At 64.0% G+C, this 14032-nt stretch carries 14 protein-coding genes; 10 read left to right on the top strand and 4 right to left on the bottom strand.

Going from position 1 to position 14032, the window contains the following annotated elements:
- The first annotated feature begins 71 nt into the window (after positions 1 to 71).
- From GA0071312_RS10165 to GA0071312_RS10155, 3 genes are all read left to right on the top strand, one after another.
- Positions 72 to 1280, top strand: a complete 1209-nt coding sequence (locus GA0071312_RS10165) for an MFS transporter (protein ID WP_074444879.1) — start codon at positions 72 to 74, stop codon at positions 1278 to 1280.
- Positions 1281 to 1393: 113 nt separating this feature from the next.
- On the top strand, positions 1394 to 2224 hold the full coding sequence (locus GA0071312_RS10160; protein WP_074444878.1) for a cyclase family protein: 831 nt from the start codon (positions 1394 to 1396) through the stop codon (positions 2222 to 2224).
- Positions 2225 to 2421: 197 nt separating this feature from the next.
- Positions 2422 to 2916, top strand: a complete 495-nt coding sequence (locus GA0071312_RS10155; protein WP_074444877.1) for a fasciclin domain-containing protein — start codon at positions 2422 to 2424, stop codon at positions 2914 to 2916.
- An 81-nt stretch (positions 2917 to 2997) separates the two neighbouring features.
- Here GA0071312_RS10155 and glmS read toward each other — a convergent pair whose 3' ends face one another.
- Together glmS and glmU are read right to left on the bottom strand one after the other, a co-directional pair.
- Entirely contained in the window at positions 2998 to 4824 is a 1827-nt protein-coding gene (gene glmS, locus GA0071312_RS10150; protein WP_074444876.1) for a glutamine--fructose-6-phosphate transaminase (isomerizing), read from the bottom strand.
- Positions 4825 to 4970: 146 nt separating this feature from the next.
- Positions 4971 to 6332 carry a bifunctional UDP-N-acetylglucosamine diphosphorylase/glucosamine-1-phosphate N-acetyltransferase GlmU gene (glmU, locus tag GA0071312_RS10145; RefSeq protein WP_074444875.1) on the bottom strand — a complete coding sequence of 454 codons (1362 nt, stop codon included), beginning with the start codon at positions 6330 to 6332 and terminating at the stop codon, positions 4971 to 4973.
- 649 nt (positions 6333 to 6981) lie between these two features.
- On the opposite strand from glmU, the gene GA0071312_RS10140 reads away from it, so the two are divergent.
- The 3 genes from GA0071312_RS10140 to GA0071312_RS10130 all read left to right on the top strand — a co-directional run bounded on the left by GA0071312_RS10140 (position 6982) and on the right by GA0071312_RS10130 (position 9498).
- A complete protein-coding gene (locus GA0071312_RS10140) occupies positions 6982 to 7755 on the top strand; it encodes a TVP38/TMEM64 family protein (RefSeq protein WP_083204491.1) in 774 nt (257 codons plus the stop codon).
- A gap of 57 nt (positions 7756 to 7812) precedes the next feature.
- Entirely contained in the window at positions 7813 to 9036 is a 1224-nt protein-coding gene (locus GA0071312_RS10135) for a bifunctional alpha/beta hydrolase/OsmC family protein (protein WP_074444874.1), read from the top strand.
- Positions 9037 to 9213: 177 nt separating this feature from the next.
- On the top strand, positions 9214 to 9498 hold the full coding sequence (locus tag GA0071312_RS10130; RefSeq protein ID WP_074444873.1) for a hypothetical protein: 285 nt from the start codon (positions 9214 to 9216) through the stop codon (positions 9496 to 9498).
- A gap of 76 nt (positions 9499 to 9574) precedes the next feature.
- On the opposite strand, the gene GA0071312_RS10125 is transcribed toward GA0071312_RS10130, so the two are convergent.
- Positions 9575 to 10171: a hypothetical protein gene (locus GA0071312_RS10125; protein ID WP_131817770.1), complete on the bottom strand. Its 597-nt coding sequence runs from the start codon at positions 10169 to 10171 to the stop codon at positions 9575 to 9577.
- 166 nt (positions 10172 to 10337) lie between these two features.
- Positions 10338 to 10847, bottom strand: a complete 510-nt coding sequence (locus GA0071312_RS10120) for an A24 family peptidase (RefSeq protein WP_074444871.1) — start codon at positions 10845 to 10847, stop codon at positions 10338 to 10340.
- A 314-nt stretch (positions 10848 to 11161) separates the two neighbouring features.
- Between GA0071312_RS10120 and GA0071312_RS10115 the strand changes: the two genes are divergently transcribed.
- From GA0071312_RS10115 to GA0071312_RS10100, 4 genes are all read left to right on the top strand, one after another.
- Positions 11162 to 11455 carry a BufA1 family periplasmic bufferin-type metallophore gene (locus GA0071312_RS10115; protein ID WP_074444870.1) on the top strand — a complete coding sequence of 98 codons (294 nt, stop codon included), beginning with the start codon at positions 11162 to 11164 and terminating at the stop codon, positions 11453 to 11455.
- Between the two features lie 252 nt (positions 11456 to 11707).
- Positions 11708 to 12589, top strand: coding sequence for an MNIO family bufferin maturase (gene bufB, locus GA0071312_RS10110; protein ID WP_074444869.1), 882 nt, complete (start codon positions 11708 to 11710; stop codon positions 12587 to 12589).
- Complete coding sequence (locus GA0071312_RS10105) at positions 12573 to 13376, top strand: HvfC/BufC N-terminal domain-containing protein (RefSeq protein ID WP_083204490.1); 804 nt, start codon at positions 12573 to 12575, stop codon at positions 13374 to 13376. Before bufB ends, GA0071312_RS10105 begins: the two co-directional genes overlap by 17 nt.
- Entirely contained in the window at positions 13373 to 13867 is a 495-nt protein-coding gene (locus tag GA0071312_RS10100; RefSeq protein WP_074444867.1) for a DoxX family protein, read from the top strand. The genes GA0071312_RS10105 and GA0071312_RS10100 overlap by 4 nt, the downstream gene beginning before the upstream one ends.
- Positions 13868 to 14032: the final 165 nt, after the last annotated feature.

Raw genomic sequence — 14032 nt, 5'->3', positions numbered from 1 at the left:
GCCTTTTGGGTGCGAGGCTGCATTGTCGGGCCGATAGTACGGTGAAAGATTGCGGGGCGGGTTTTCCTATCATGATGATATTTGCGACGCTGCTCTTCGCCTACACGCTCAGCCAGTTCTTCCGCGCCTTTCTCGCCATCGTCTCCGTCGATCTCAGCCGCGATCTCGGGCTCGATTCCGCGCAGCTCGGCGCCGTCTCGGCGATCTGGTTTGCCGCCTTTGCCCTCGCGCAATTCCCCGTCGGTTATGCGCTCGACCGCTATGGCCCGCGCCGCACCATCGCCACCACCATGATCTTCGCCGTGATCGGCTGCGGCCTGATGGCAGCTGCGACGGGGTTTGTCTCCGCACTCACGGCAATGGCGGCGATCGGAATCGGCTGCTCGGCGATCCTGATGGGCAGCCTCTATCTCTTCGCGCGCAATCACGCGGCGGAGAAATTCGCCATGTTCACATCCCTGTTCGTCGGCCTCGGCGCACTCGGCAACCTGCTCGGCACGACGCCGCTGGCGCTCGCGGTGGAACTCTTCGGCTGGCGCTGGAGCATGGTCGGAATCACCGCGATCACGGCACTCTCGACGCTGCTCGCCTTTCTCGTCCTGCGCGATCCGGAGCGGATCGACAGCAGCGACGGCAGCGGCGGCATGATCGACGGCCTCGTCGAGATCGTCAGCCTGCGCACGCTCTGGCTGATCCTGCCCATCACCTTCGTCAGCTATGCCGTCGTGATCGCCACGCGCAGCCTGTGGATCGCACCCTTCTTCTCGCAGGTCCATGGTTACAGCGTCACCGCCACCGGGAATGCGGCACTGCTGATGGCGATCACCATGTCGATCGGCGCGCTCGCCTACGGTCCGCTCGAGCGCCTCATCCGTGATGCCAAACGCACCGCCGTCATCGGCAGCGCCGTCACGGCAGCAGCCTATCTCGCCCTTGCCGGATTCGGCGCACAGAGCGCGGCAGCCAGCGTGGCGCTGATCGGGCTGATCGGAGGGGCGGGGTTGACCTACGGCATCATCATGGCCCATGCGCGCCTGTTTTTCCCCCGGCACCTGATCGGGCGCGGCGTGACCTTCATGAACTTCATCTTCATCTCCGGCGCGGGCATCATCCAATGGATATCCGGCCAGTTCATCAATGCCAGCGAGCGCGCGGGACTGGATGCGGGCGAACGCTATGCCACGCTCTATGGCGCCTTCGGCTTGCTGGTTGCCGCAGCGTTGGCGCTGTATCTGTTCGCATCGGCGCGACCGGGACCGCAGGACCGGCATCAGCCATAGATATTATAACATAAACTTTCTTGCTGACACCAACCGAATACTTGCGCTCATTCGAAAATCGCGCTCCACTCGTCCCCACAAGGCATCAATGCCGCAACGAGGGGAAGTCGATCATGTGCACACATTGCGTGATGGAGAGCGTCAAGCGCCGGATGATGAGCCGGCGGGATCTGTTTCGCCGCGCGGCCACCGGCAGCGTCGCGGCAGCTGCCGCAACGAGCGGCATCATGGCCGCCACGCCGGCTGCGCGGGCCCAGGGGGCGATGCGCGTCGAGGACATGACGCACGAGCTGTTCCCGGAGTTTCCGACCTATTTCGGCGAGCAGCAATTCTTCGTGGAGGAGGTCTTCACCTGGGATGAACACATGTTCAACCTCAACGTGAACACCATCAACGAGCATACCGGCACCCATATCGACGCACCGCTGCATTTCTCCGAAGACGGGCAGAGCGTCGCGGAAATCCCGCTGAGCAATCTCGTGGTCCCGCTCGCCATCGTCGATATCCGCGAGAAAGCCGCAGCCGATGCGGATGCGCAGGTGACCCCGGACGACCTGCGCGCCTGGATCGCGGAACACGGCCCGCTTCCGGAGAATTGTTGCGTGGCGATGAATTCGGGCTGGGATGCCTTCGTCAACGATGCCAAGTTTCGCAACGCCGATGATGACGGCGTCATGCATTTCCCCGGTTTCCATGTCGAGGCCGCGCAGATGCTGCTTGAGGAGACCGGCGCCATCGGCATCGCCGTCGACACGCTGTCGCTCGATCACGGCCCCTCGCCGGACTTTGCGACACATTACGAATGGTTGCCCACCAATCGCTGGGGGCTCGAATGCATCGCCAATCTCGACGCCCTGCCCGCGACCGGCGCCACGCTCGTCCTTGGGGCGCCGAAGGTCCGGGGCGGCACAGGCGGGCCGTCACGCGTCTTCGCCATGCTGTGACGGCACCGCCATGCTCTGCGCGCGCCCGGAGCGGTCCGGGCGTTGCGCGATCGGTGGCGACCAGGCCCGACAAGCAGAAATCCGCTGACCCGTTATGAATCTCGCCGTATTCACGCGCTCGTGATCAATCTGAAAACATTGCTCTTCCGTAAGACTGGTTATCTTGATCGCAGATGATCAGACAACGGAGGAAATCAATGAGAAAGACTTTCCTGGCAACCGTCGTTTCGGCCTGGATGGCCTTGGGCGGCACCGCGATGGCGGATAATATCGTCGAAACCGCGCAGGAAGCGGGCACTTTCGAAACGCTGCTCGCCGCCGCACAGGCCGCCGGCCTCGCCGACGCTCTGGCAACCGGTGAGAATCTCACTGTTTTTGCTCCGACCGACGACGCCTTCGCAGCTCTGCCGGATGGCACCGTCGAAGACTTGCTGCAGCCGGAAAACCGCGATCAACTCGCGGCTATCCTGTCCTATCATGTCCTGCCGCGTGTTCTCACATCGAACCAGCTCCCCGGCCGTGAGATCCACATTCGCACGATCAGGGAATCCGGCGATCGATTGCTGGCGATCAGCAAGGATGCGCATACCGGCGCCGTCGTGGTGGATGGGGCCAACGTGGTCGCAGCCGATGTCATGGCCGATAACGGGGTGATACACGTCATCGATGCGGTGATGCTCCCCTCGGACTGATCGCACCTCGGACTGATCGCAGACGAACAATCCATGGCCGTCCGGGTGATCCCGGACGGCCGTGTTGCGCCAACCTCGCGCCTATTCGACGGTGACGGATTTGGCCAGATTGCGTGGCTGGTCCACGTCCTTTCCCATGAAGACCGCCGTGTGATAGGCCAGCATCTGCACTGGCAGCGCGTAAAGGATCGGCGCCACCATGGGCGCGACATCGGGCATCACGATGGTCGCCATCGTCTCGATCCCGGCCTCCTCCGCACCCTTTTGATCCGTGATCAGGATGATGCGCCCACCGCGTGCAGCGACTTCCTGCATGTTGGAGATCGTCTTCTCGAAAACCTCGTCATGCGGCGCGACGACGATGACGGGAACGCTCTCGTCGATCAGCGCGATCGGCCCGTGCTTGAGTTCACCTGCCGCATAGCCCTCGGCATGAATATAGGAGATTTCCTTGAGCTTGAGGGCGCCTTCGAGTGCCATCGGATAGGACGGGCCACGCCCCAGATAAAGCACGTCGCGCGCCTTCGACAGATCCCGCGCCAGCGCCTTGATCGCGGCCTCGTGCCGGATCGCCTCGTTCATCAGGCCCGGAACCGAGACCAGGGCATCGACCATCGCGCGCTCATTTGGCTCGCTCAGGCTCCCGCGCGCGCGGCCGGCCTGGAGCGCGAGGGCGAAGAGCACGGTGAGCTGGCAGGTGAAGGCCTTGGTCGAAGCCACGCCGATTTCCGGCCCGGCCAGCGTCTGCGCCACCGCATGGCTCTCACGGGCGATGGAAGAGGTCGGCACATTGACGACGCTGAGCACCCTCTGCCCGTGCTCCTTGGCGTAACGCAAACCCGCCAGGGTATCCGCCGTCTCGCCTGATTGCGAGATCACGATCATCAGCCCGTTCTCGTCGAGCGGCGCGTCGCGATAACGGAATTCGGAGGCGACATCGATCTCGACGGGGATGCGCGCGAAGCGCTCGAACCAGTATTTCGCCACCAGCCCGGCATAATAGGCGGTGCCGCAGGCGGTGATGGTAATGCGCGACAGCGCCTTCCAGTCGACATCCACACCATCCGGCAGGCGCGACAGGCCGCTCGCCATGTCGGTATAGGCAGCGAGCGTACGCCCGACCACTTCCGGCTGCTCGTGGATCTCCTTGGCCATGAAATGGCGGTAATTGCCCTTCTCGGCCATGAAGGCGCCGGCGGCGATCTGCTGGGCCGGTCGCTCGACCGGCTCGCCTTCCTCGGTGAAGACCTGAAGCGATGTCTGCGTCAGCACCGCAATATCACCTTCTTCGAGATAGGTGATCGTCTCGGTGAAAGGTGCCAGCGCCAGCGCGTCGGAGCCGAGGAACATCTCGCCCTCACCGTGGCCGATGGCGAGAGGTGAGCCCCTGCGGGCGCCGATCATCAGATCCTCGCGGCCCCGGAAGAGGAAGGCGAGCGCGAAGGCGCCGCGCAGGCGCGGCAGCACCTTCTTCACGGCAGCGGCGGGATCGAGCCCACCGGCAATCTCGTAGCTGACCAGACGGGCGACCACTTCCGTATCCGTCTCCGATTCGAAACGCACGCCGGCATCTTCGAGCTCATGGCGCAGGATGCGGAAATTCTCGATGATGCCGTTATGAACGATGGCGAGATCGTCCGTGGCATGGGGATGGGCATTCGCCTCGTTGGGCCGGCCATGGGTGGCCCAGCGCGTATGGCCGATGCCGATGATGCCGTCGAGCGGCTGGCGGTCGAGCCTGTCTTCGAGATTGCGCAGCTTGCCTTCGGCCCGGCGGCGCGCCATCGCACCCCGGCTCAGCGTCGCGACGCCGGCTGAATCGTAGCCGCGATATTCGAGCCGCTTGAGCGCATCGACGATGCGTTCCGCCACGGGCTCCTTGCCGATGATCCCGACGATGCCGCACATATTCGCTACCCCTTTGGCAAAATCCGCGCCGCGCCGCAGCGCAAGGCACGACTGTATGCCGGTCATGGGTAAGTCATGACCCGCCGCGCACCCAAATCAACTTATCTGACGCTTTATTGCAAAATTGCTTAAACCGTCTCGGTTTTTCAGCCTTCCGGCTTTCCCGTCTTGCGTGCGCGGAAGGCGCTCGCCCAGCCCGCCCGCGAGAACTGGCGCCCGCGCGCAATGGCGAGCGCATCGTCGGGAACATCCTGCGTCACCACGGAGCCGGAGCCCACATAGGCTCCCTCGCCGATCGTGACCGGCGCCACCAGCGCGCTGTTGGAGCCGATGAAGGCGCCTTCGCCGATCCTTGTGAGATGCTTGTCGAAACCGTCGTAATTGCAGGTGATCGTGCCCGCGCCGATATTGGCGCGCGCACCGATCTGCGCATCGCCGATATAGCTGAGGTGGTTGACCTTGGCGCCCGGCCCGACCTGCGCCTTCTTGATCTCGACGAAATTGCCGACCTTGACCTTCTCCGCCAGCCTGGTCCCGGGGCGCAGGCGGGCAAACGGGCCGATCTGCGCGCCCGCGCCGATCTGCGTGCCCTCGATATGGGAGAAGGCATGGATGACGGCGTTGTCACCCACGCTGACACCGGGGCCGAAAAAGACATTCGGCTCGATCACGACGTCACGCCCGATCACGGTATCAGCGCTCAGATGCACGCTAGCCGGGTCGATCAGCGTCGCGCCGCCGGCCATCGCTTGCAAGCGCAGACGCTCCTGCATCACCGCCTCGGCCGCAGCGAGCTGGGCGCGGTCGTTGACGCCCTGGACGATCCGCTCGGGCGCGCGCACGATCGCGATCGTCTGTTTGCGCGCCGTTGCGAGCGCCACTGCATCGGTGAGGTAATATTCGCCCTTGGCATTGTCGTTGCCGATCGCATCGAGAAGGCCCAGCACCGTATCGCCGCGGAAAGCCATCAGGCCGGCATTGCACAGCGAGATCGGCTTTTCCTCGATGCTCGCATCCTTCTCCTCGCGGATCGCGCGCAGATTGCCGTTCTCGACGATGAGGCGCCCGTAACCGGTCGGATCGAAGGCGTCGAAGCCGAGCACCGCCATCGCAGCGCCGTCGCCGAGCGGCGCGCGCAACCTGGCGAAGGTCTGCGCATCAATCAGCGGCGTATCGGCGAAGGCGATGATGACATCGTCCGCCGGCGCCTCCAGCGCATCCCGCGCAGCCAGCACAGCATGCGCCGTACCCAGCCGCTCGCGCTGCTCGAAGATGACGCAATCCGGCGCGAAGGCGCGCGTGGCTTCGGCGACATCGGCGCGATCGGGCCCGACCACGACCGCGATGCGCGTGGCGCCCGCCGCCTGAACGGCACTCAGCACATGGCCGAGCATCGGCCTGCCGGCGATTTCATGCATCACCTTTGGCTTGTCCGAGCGCATCCGCGTGCCCTCGCCGGCGGCAAGAATGATGGCGAGACAAGTGCGGGAAGAAGAATCGTGCGACATGGCCTGATCCGATTGCTGCGGGAACCGGCTGCGTCATTGCCCGATCACGGGCTGCAGCGCAATCATGTGCGCGCGCATTCCGATGCGCGCGGATGAATGGCATGTCGGAACACAACCTTGAGGAACTTGCAAAATCGCGCGCGAATACGGCGTCACAGGCGAAATCGTCATACGGGAGATGCGAAAAAGAGATGTTTTTGACGAATTTTTGAAATTCCAAAAAAAAGGCCGCAAGAATTGCGGCCCAAGTTCAGGGAGGAAACGAACCCACAAGGGGGCGATTCAGAGATGAAGACCCGAATCACTCATAAAAACTAAGTCAAACCGCAAATTTTTTCAAGCATGACAGTTTTGACTCGGATCCAATACATGGGCATAATATGAATCAGCGTAAATCTTTTACTTACGCGCGGCCTTTCCAAAATAAAAATCTCGAAATAAAAATTAACAAGCCGAAATCGAACATGTTTCAGCACGCTGGAAGAAAGCGTGCAGAGCCCTGCCCGATCCGCTACCGGCTCACGCACGTACACGATCCCGTCAACAGCTTGCACGGGGCTTGCATCATCACCCAGCCGGGCCTCAAGTGACAACGCGCATACCGGGCAACCGGCAATGGGGGCATGATGGTCAGGCGTCAGGACAAAACATGGTCGATCACCCGACGAAGAATACGGATATTGCAGATGATACCGCGCCGCCAAAGCTCAACGGCAAGCGCGGGCTGTGGCGCATCGCGCCCTTCGTGGTTCTGGCCGCGCTGATCGCGGGATTCTTCGCGCTCGGCCTCGACGCCCATGTCAACCTCCAGACAGTCGCGGACAACCAGGCGGCGCTCACCCGCTTCGTCGAAGAGAATTTCGCCATCGCGATCATCGCTTATCTCATTTTCTACGCCGTCTTCGTTGCCGTCTCGATCCCCGGTGCCGCCGTTGTCACGGTGACGGGCGGATTTCTCTTCGGCACATTGCTGGGCGGCACGCTCACGATCATCGGGGCCACCGCCGGAGCGACCGCGATTTTCCTGATCGCCCGCACGACACTGGGCGATTTCCTGCGCCGGCAGGCCGGGGGGGCGGTTTCACGGATGGCCGAGGGTTTTCGCAAGGACGGGTTCAATTATCTGCTGGTATTACGGCTGGTCCCGGTCTTTCCCTTCTTCGTGGTCAATCTCGCCCCCGCTTTCCTCGGCTTGAAGCTGACGAGCTTCATCGCAGCCACGTTCATCGGAATTGCCCCTGCGACCTACGTGTTCTCTTCGGTCGGCGCGGGACTGGGCAGCGTGCTCGCGCGCGGCGAGGAGATCTCGCTGGGCAGCGTGATGACGCCGCAGATCATCACCGCCCTCGTCGGCCTCGCCCTGCTCGCACTGATTCCCGTCGGGGTGCGGCGCTGGCGCGAATGGCGCGGATTGCGCCGCTGATGCCAACAGGCGCGAATCTGATGACGCACAATCATATTTCTCTCGGGGGAGACAACCATGCGGGTTCGCAAGATCACCTTTCAAGGCCATTCCGATGCATCGCTCGCGGCGCGGCTCGACCTTCCGGAAGGGCCGATTCGGGCCACCGCGCTGTTTGCCCATTGCTTTACCTGCTCGAAGGACATTGCCGGCGCACGCCGCATTGCCGGACGGCTGGCCGCACTCGGCATCGCCGTGTTGCGCTTCGACTTTACGGGGCTGGGCCATTCCGAGGGCGAGTTCGGCAATACCGGGTTTTCCTCGAATGTCGCCGATATCGTGGCGGCGGCCCGCTGGCTCGCCGATGAGGGCATGGCGCCGCAGCTTCTGATCGGCCATTCGCTTGGCGGTGCGGCGGCGATCGCGGCAGCGCCGGAACTGCCGGACCTCAAGGCGCTCGTGACCATCGGCGCGCCCGCCGATCCCTCTCATGTGCTGCACAATTTCGGCAGTTCGCTCGCTGCCGTCATGGAAGACGGCAGCGCCACGGTGGAGCTTGCGGGCCGGCCCTTCGAAATCCGCCGCGACTTCGTCGAGGATGTCCGCGCCGCGCGGCTCGATGCAGCTCTGGCGAAGCTGCGTACAGCGCTGCTGGTAATGCATGCCCCGCGCGATCATGTGGTCGGGATCGAGAATGCCGCCGAGCTCTTCACCGCCGCGCGCCATCCCAAGAGCTTCATCACCCTCGACGATGCCGATCACCTGCTCAGCCGCGAGCGCGATGCAGAATATGCCGCCGACGTCATCTCCGCCTGGTCGGCCCGCTATCTCGATCTTGCCGAGGAAGCATCTGCGGACAATGCCCCGGAGGGCGTGGTGCGGGTGGCCGAGGCCGATCCGGCAGGGTTTCGTCAGGATGTCACGGTGAACGGTCGCCACCAGATCGTCGCCGACGAGCCGCAAGCCCTGGGCGGCAGCGATCTCGGGCCGAGCCCCTATCAGCTGCTCTCGGCGGGGCTGGGCGCCTGCACCACCATGACCATCCGCATGTATGCGCGCCGCAAGAAGATCGCGCTCGACCATGTCACCTGTGACGTGACCCACGAGAAGAGCCATGCGGCGGATTGCGAGGGCTGCGAGGCGAATCCGGGCAAGATCGACGTCTTCCACCGCCGCATCCGCCTCTCGGGTGATCTCGACGAGGAGACCCGGCACTCCCTCCTCGCCATCGCCGACAAATGCCCCGTCCACCGCACCCTGCATGCGCAGGCGCGGATCGAGACGGAACTCGTGGAGGTGTGAGTCCGCGCGCCTCCGCGATTTGGTTCGCCCCGCACTCCCGTGCTTGAAATCCGGGCCGGGGAGGAAGCGCCATGCCGGACAAGGTCGCAAACGTCACGACGCGCCGCCCTCGTCGCGGCGGTCGAGGAGGAGTTCCGGCTGCACCATGCCCGCGCCGTGGCCATCGTGGCGTGATCGATGCTGTTTCTGGGCCTGCCCTCGGCGCGCAGCTTCACACCGGTGGAGGTCACGGTCGCCGGCATGCCCTACCTCGATTTCATGGACCAGTTCGCCGGCACCAACACGGTGATCATTTCAGGTGTCGTCGGCGCGGGGCTGCTCTGCTGGCTGATGCCGCCGCAGAAGATCGTCCATGCGCTGGGCGCGAAGAGCCGCTGGTGGTCTTGGCAGATATTCATCGTCGGACGCAGCCTGCCCTTCCTCGCCATCGGCTTCGTGATCTGGCTGTTCTTTGCGGGGTGACAGAACGCAAACCACCCCCGCAAGCGTGTCGCGGAGGTGGTCGAAGCAGGTAGAACCATGCGGTGTGGTCAGGCGATCAGTTACCGAAATCGATGGAGCCGGGGCCCGGGCAGCGGGTCATGGCGCCGCCGTCATCGACGCTGATATTGGGATCGAACTCGGCCTCATCGGCATCCGGGCGATAGACGGTCGCACCGCTACGACCACCTTCGGCGACGAGGATCGTCAGCCCGGATTCATCGGCGGCGGCCTGCAGGTCTGCAGCAGAATACGTGCCGCGCGGACCGGTAATGGCCACGTGACCGCCAGGCTCGACGATATCGCCGCTGAAGTCCTTCAGCTTGGCGGCGAGGTCATTGAGCGCGTCATCACCCGAATCGTGGACAAGGATCACCGATGGCGCATGGTCGCGACCGACGAATGCGTTCTCCTGACGCGCACGATCGACGAGAAAGTCGAGATCGAAGCCCCCAAGACGCATAACCGCAGGGCTTTCGAGATCAGGGATCCCGGTACAGGCGATAAGCGGGGCTTGCGTGGCAGCCAGGCTGCTCAGCCCTTTGGTGGCAACGGGTTCTGGCTGAGACGGCAGGCCAAAACCGCCGAGCGGCGCGGCGGCCTTTTCCGCAGCAGGAGTTGACACGGAAGGGCGAGGCGCAAGTGACGCAATCATGGATATCTCCTTAATGTAGCATAAAAATTAATTAACGATGCTTGGTTATCATTTCTGAAAAAGATTTCAATGTTTTTTGCGCTCGGGAAGCGTTTTGCCCGGGCCTGCCTGCATCGCCCGGCGACCTCGACCGCGCGCTGCTCCGTCAAATCCGGGAATCACCGACTCACATCGTCGCAACGGCTATCCAGGGCGTCGTGCGCGGAAAGACGAGGATCGCACCAAATGCCAGCGCAACGCCGTAGGGCACGCCGTTCGCCGGATTGTGCAGTCGCTCGATCCAGTCGACGCGCTGGGCTGTAGCCGGCAAGGGCAGGCGACGCATCAGCAGGATGAAAATCGTCAGGATGCCGCCGAAGATCGCGGCAATGAAGAAGTATTCGATCATCAGGCTGAAGCCCACCCACAAACATGTCGCGGCAGCGAGCTTCACGTCGCCACCGCCGACCCAGCCGGCGGCGAACATCGCGATGCCGATGGCGAGGATCGAGGCTCCCGCTGCGAGATGCATGGCGATTGTCCACCAGTCCAGTCCGAGAAACGGCACGGTCACGACGAACAATCCGCCCAGCGCCAGCGACAGCCAGTTCGGGATCGTCATCGTGAAGACGTCGTAGATCGCCGCGAGGATGATCAGTGCCGGAGCGGCGAGAACGAGAATGGTAAGGATCGACATGGCAGACTCGCATCACATTGCTGGATCGGGCCCGCCCATCGTCCGATGCATACCCGGCCCCGACTTCTCCAGGCAATGATGCACGCCAATGACGAATATCCGGTAAAGCCTGATCGGGACCCCGAAGGCCATGGACGCGCATGCAAGGAAAGCGATTTCGCCCCGGCCACCCTGCGGCGCGATGACACATCCGTGAGCGGATGTGAGGGCACGAACACAAGAGCGTGCGCGGCGTAACGAAATGCGGCACCGGCGCGAACCCCTTCCCGGAAGCTGATGCGGTTTCCGTCACGCAACACAGAAGGGAATGACTCATGTCGGATAGAAAATTGCACACCAAATCGCTGGCGCTCGCCGGATCCATCGCCATGGCGCTGAGCTTCGCCGCTGTCCCGGGCGCGGTGCATGCCGACGAAATGGAGAAGTGCTACGGCGTCGCGCTTGCGGGCGAAAATGACTGCGCCGCCGGCCCCGGCACCACCTGCGCCGGCACCTCCACTGTCGATTACCAGGGCAATGCCTGGAGCCTCGTCCCCGCCGGCACCTGCGAGGATATCGATACGCCGCACGGCCCTGGCTCGCTGGAAGAGATCGAACGCCCGGCCTGATCCCGGCGCGCGGCTGACGCTTCGAGCGGAGCAATCGATGCCAGCGTTCCCCTCTCCCTTGCGGAGAGGGGACAGGGGTGAGGGTGGAACCGCGACGTTTCCCGGTGATGCAATTCGCCCTGCATCAGCGCCCCTCACCCCGCTTCATCAGCGCCCCTCACCCCCCGGCCCCTCTCCTCGGAGGGAGAGGGGAGATCGCGCTGCATCAGAGGCGCGCGCTGACAAACAGAGCGTTGAGAAAAGGAGAGTGGCATGAACAGGACAAGCAACGCCTCCCATCTGCCGGAAGGCGTCGGGATCGGGTTCAAGGCAGAGCATTTCGAGGCACTCACCGCGCAAAGGCGCGATCTCGCCTTCATCGAGATCCATGCCGAGAACTACATGGCTGCAGGCGGCCCGGCGCATCGGCGCCTCGAGCGGCTGCGGGCCGATTACGCGCTCTCCGTGCATGGCGTCGGCCTGTCGATCGGCGGGGCCGGCCCGCTCGATGCTGCGCATCTCACGCGGCTCGCCACCCTGTGCGCGCGCTACCAGCCGGAGAGCTTCTCAGAGCATCTTGCCTGGTCGAGCCACGACAATGTCTTCCTCAACGACCTGCTCCCGCTGCCCTATACTGACGCGACGCTCGCGCTGATCTGCGATCATATCGACCAGGTGCAGGAGAAGCTGGGGCGGCAGATGCTCCTCGAGAACCCTTCGACCTACGTCGCATTCACCGAGAATACGCTCGGGGAAACACAGTTTTTGCGCGAGATCGTCGCGCGTACCGGCTGCGGCCTCCTGCTCGACGTCAACAACGTCTTTGTCTCCGCCACCAATCACGGGCTCGATGCGCGCGCCTATCTCGCGGATTTCCCGTTTGCCGCCGTCGGCGAGATTCATCTCGGCGGGCATGACGCGGACACACTGCCCGACGGCTCACCGCTTCTGATCGACGCCCACGGCTCACCTGTGGCGGATCCGGTCTGGACCCTCTACGCGGAAACGCTCGCGCGTGCCGGGCGGGCACCGACCCTGATCGAATGGGACAACGACGTGCCCGATTTCGCGACCCTGATGGCGGAAGCGGAGCGCGCAGGCGCCGTGCTGGAAGCGGCCCGCCCAACGGGAGGTCGTCATGTCGATGCCGCATGATGCGCCGGTCGCAGGCGAAGCCGCCTTCGCGCGCGCATTGTTCGACGATGCGCTGCCCGCCGGCCTCGCCGCCTATCCCCCCGAGATCGCGCAAGCGCGTTTCGCGGTCTATCGCAACAATGTCGCGAGCAGCCTGATCAAGGCGCTCGAAGCGCGGTTCCCGGTGATCGAACGCCTCGTCGGCGACGCCTTCTTCAAGGGTGTGGCCCATGCCTTCATCCGGGCACATCCGCCGCGTTCGCCCGTCCTGATGGAATATGGCGACGCTTTTCCCGCCTTCCTCGCCGCCTTCCCGCCGGCCCAGAGCCTGCCTTATCTCGCCGATGTGGCACGCATCGAATATGCCCGCGGCGAGGCTTATCGCGCCGCCGATGCCGAGCCGGTCGCGCCCGCCGCGCTGGCGGAATTCGCACAAGCTGATCCAGGCGCCTTGCGCATCACGCTGCATCCGAGCCTGCGCCTCGTTGCCTCGGACCACCCCGCCTTCACCATCTGGCGGATGAACCAGCCCGGCGCGACCCCGCAGCGCATCACCGCGCCGCAGCCCGAGACCACGCTCATTGCCCGCCCGCATGACGCGGTGATCACGCTCGCCGTATCACCCGGCGAAGCAGCCTTCATCGCCGCGCTGCAGGCCGATCCGCATTTCGCCGATGCCGCGCACGCTGCCCATGCGCGCGATCGCACCTGCGAACCCGGCATCGCCCTAGGGCGCGCCCTCTCGCTCGGCCTCGTGAGCGCGCTCGCCCTTGATGATTCGACAACCCCGACCGGAGACCAGCCATGAATGCCGTCGAAACGCCTGCCGCCCAGACCGTCAGACCACCACTCGTCCAGCGCCTCGCCGTCTGGATCGAGACGGGCAACGGCATCATGGCCAGGACGCCGCATGAGCTGATCGCGCTGGCGGCCCGCATCTTCCCCGCCGCCGTGTTCTGGCTGAGCGGGCGCACCAAGGTCGATGGCTTTGCCTTGAAGGATTCGACCTTCTTTCTCTTCGAGCATGAATACGCCCTGCCGATCATCGATCCGGCGCTCGCGGCCTATCTGGCGACCATGGCCGAGCACGTCTTCCCCGTGCTCCTGGTGATCGGCCTCGCCACCCGCTACGCGGCGCTGTCGCTCCTGATCATGACGGCGGTGATCCAGATCTTCGTCTATCCCGGTGCCTGGGTGACGCACGGGCTCTGGGCGGTGGCGTTTCTCTATGTGATGGCACGCGGCCCCGGCATGCTCTCCCTCGATGCCCTGATCGCGCGGCGCTATCGCAAGACGTGACCGACGTCTTCGCGGAACGTCTTGCGGGATTCCGGGCCCGAGCGGGTCCGGAATTCCGCGATGATGAATCCGCGTTAACCCGAAGCCCCAAATTCGCCATGATCGCGCCGCGTGGCAGTCGCGATCAGCATCGAATATCCGGCTCATCGCAACGACGCGATGCCA

It is taken from the genome of Saliniramus fredricksonii, from assembly GCF_900094735.1.
GTDB lineage: Bacteria > Pseudomonadota > Alphaproteobacteria > Rhizobiales > Beijerinckiaceae > Saliniramus > Saliniramus fredricksonii.
This window is presented reverse-complemented; position numbering and strand designations above follow the sequence as displayed.

What these genes read in the sequence shown, in the direction of transcription:
- GA0071312_RS10165 (WP_074444879.1), top strand. Translation starts at nt 72, where the DNA reads ATGATGATATTTGCGACGCTGCTCTTCGCCTACACGCTCAGCCAGTTC.
- bufB (WP_074444869.1), top strand. Translation starts at nt 11,708, where the DNA reads ATGAACAGGACAAGCAACGCCTCCCATCTGCCGGAAGGCGTCGGGATC.
- GA0071312_RS10120 (WP_074444871.1), bottom strand. Translation starts at nt 10,847, where the DNA reads ATGTCGATCCTTACCATTCTCGTTCTCGCCGCTCCGGCACTGATCATC.
- GA0071312_RS10115 (WP_074444870.1), top strand. Translation starts at nt 11,162, where the DNA reads ATGTCGGATAGAAAATTGCACACCAAATCGCTGGCGCTCGCCGGATCC.
- GA0071312_RS10160 (WP_074444878.1), top strand. Translation starts at nt 1,394, where the DNA reads ATGTGCACACATTGCGTGATGGAGAGCGTCAAGCGCCGGATGATGAGC.
- GA0071312_RS10105 (WP_083204490.1), top strand. Translation starts at nt 12,573, where the DNA reads ATGTCGATGCCGCATGATGCGCCGGTCGCAGGCGAAGCCGCCTTCGCG.
- glmU (WP_074444875.1), bottom strand. Translation starts at nt 6,332, where the DNA reads ATGTCGCACGATTCTTCTTCCCGCACTTGTCTCGCCATCATTCTTGCC.
- GA0071312_RS10100 (WP_074444867.1), top strand. Translation starts at nt 13,373, where the DNA reads ATGAATGCCGTCGAAACGCCTGCCGCCCAGACCGTCAGACCACCACTC.
- GA0071312_RS10130 (WP_074444873.1), top strand. Translation starts at nt 9,214, where the DNA reads ATGCTGTTTCTGGGCCTGCCCTCGGCGCGCAGCTTCACACCGGTGGAG.
- glmS (WP_074444876.1), bottom strand. Translation starts at nt 4,824, where the DNA reads ATGTGCGGCATCGTCGGGATCATCGGCAAGGAGCCCGTGGCGGAACGC.
- GA0071312_RS10135 (WP_074444874.1), top strand. Translation starts at nt 7,813, where the DNA reads ATGCGGGTTCGCAAGATCACCTTTCAAGGCCATTCCGATGCATCGCTC.
- GA0071312_RS10140 (WP_083204491.1), top strand. Translation starts at nt 6,982, where the DNA reads ATGGTCGATCACCCGACGAAGAATACGGATATTGCAGATGATACCGCG.
- GA0071312_RS10155 (WP_074444877.1), top strand. Translation starts at nt 2,422, where the DNA reads ATGAGAAAGACTTTCCTGGCAACCGTCGTTTCGGCCTGGATGGCCTTG.
- GA0071312_RS10125 (WP_131817770.1), bottom strand. Translation starts at nt 10,171, where the DNA reads ATGATTGCGTCACTTGCGCCTCGCCCTTCCGTGTCAACTCCTGCTGCG.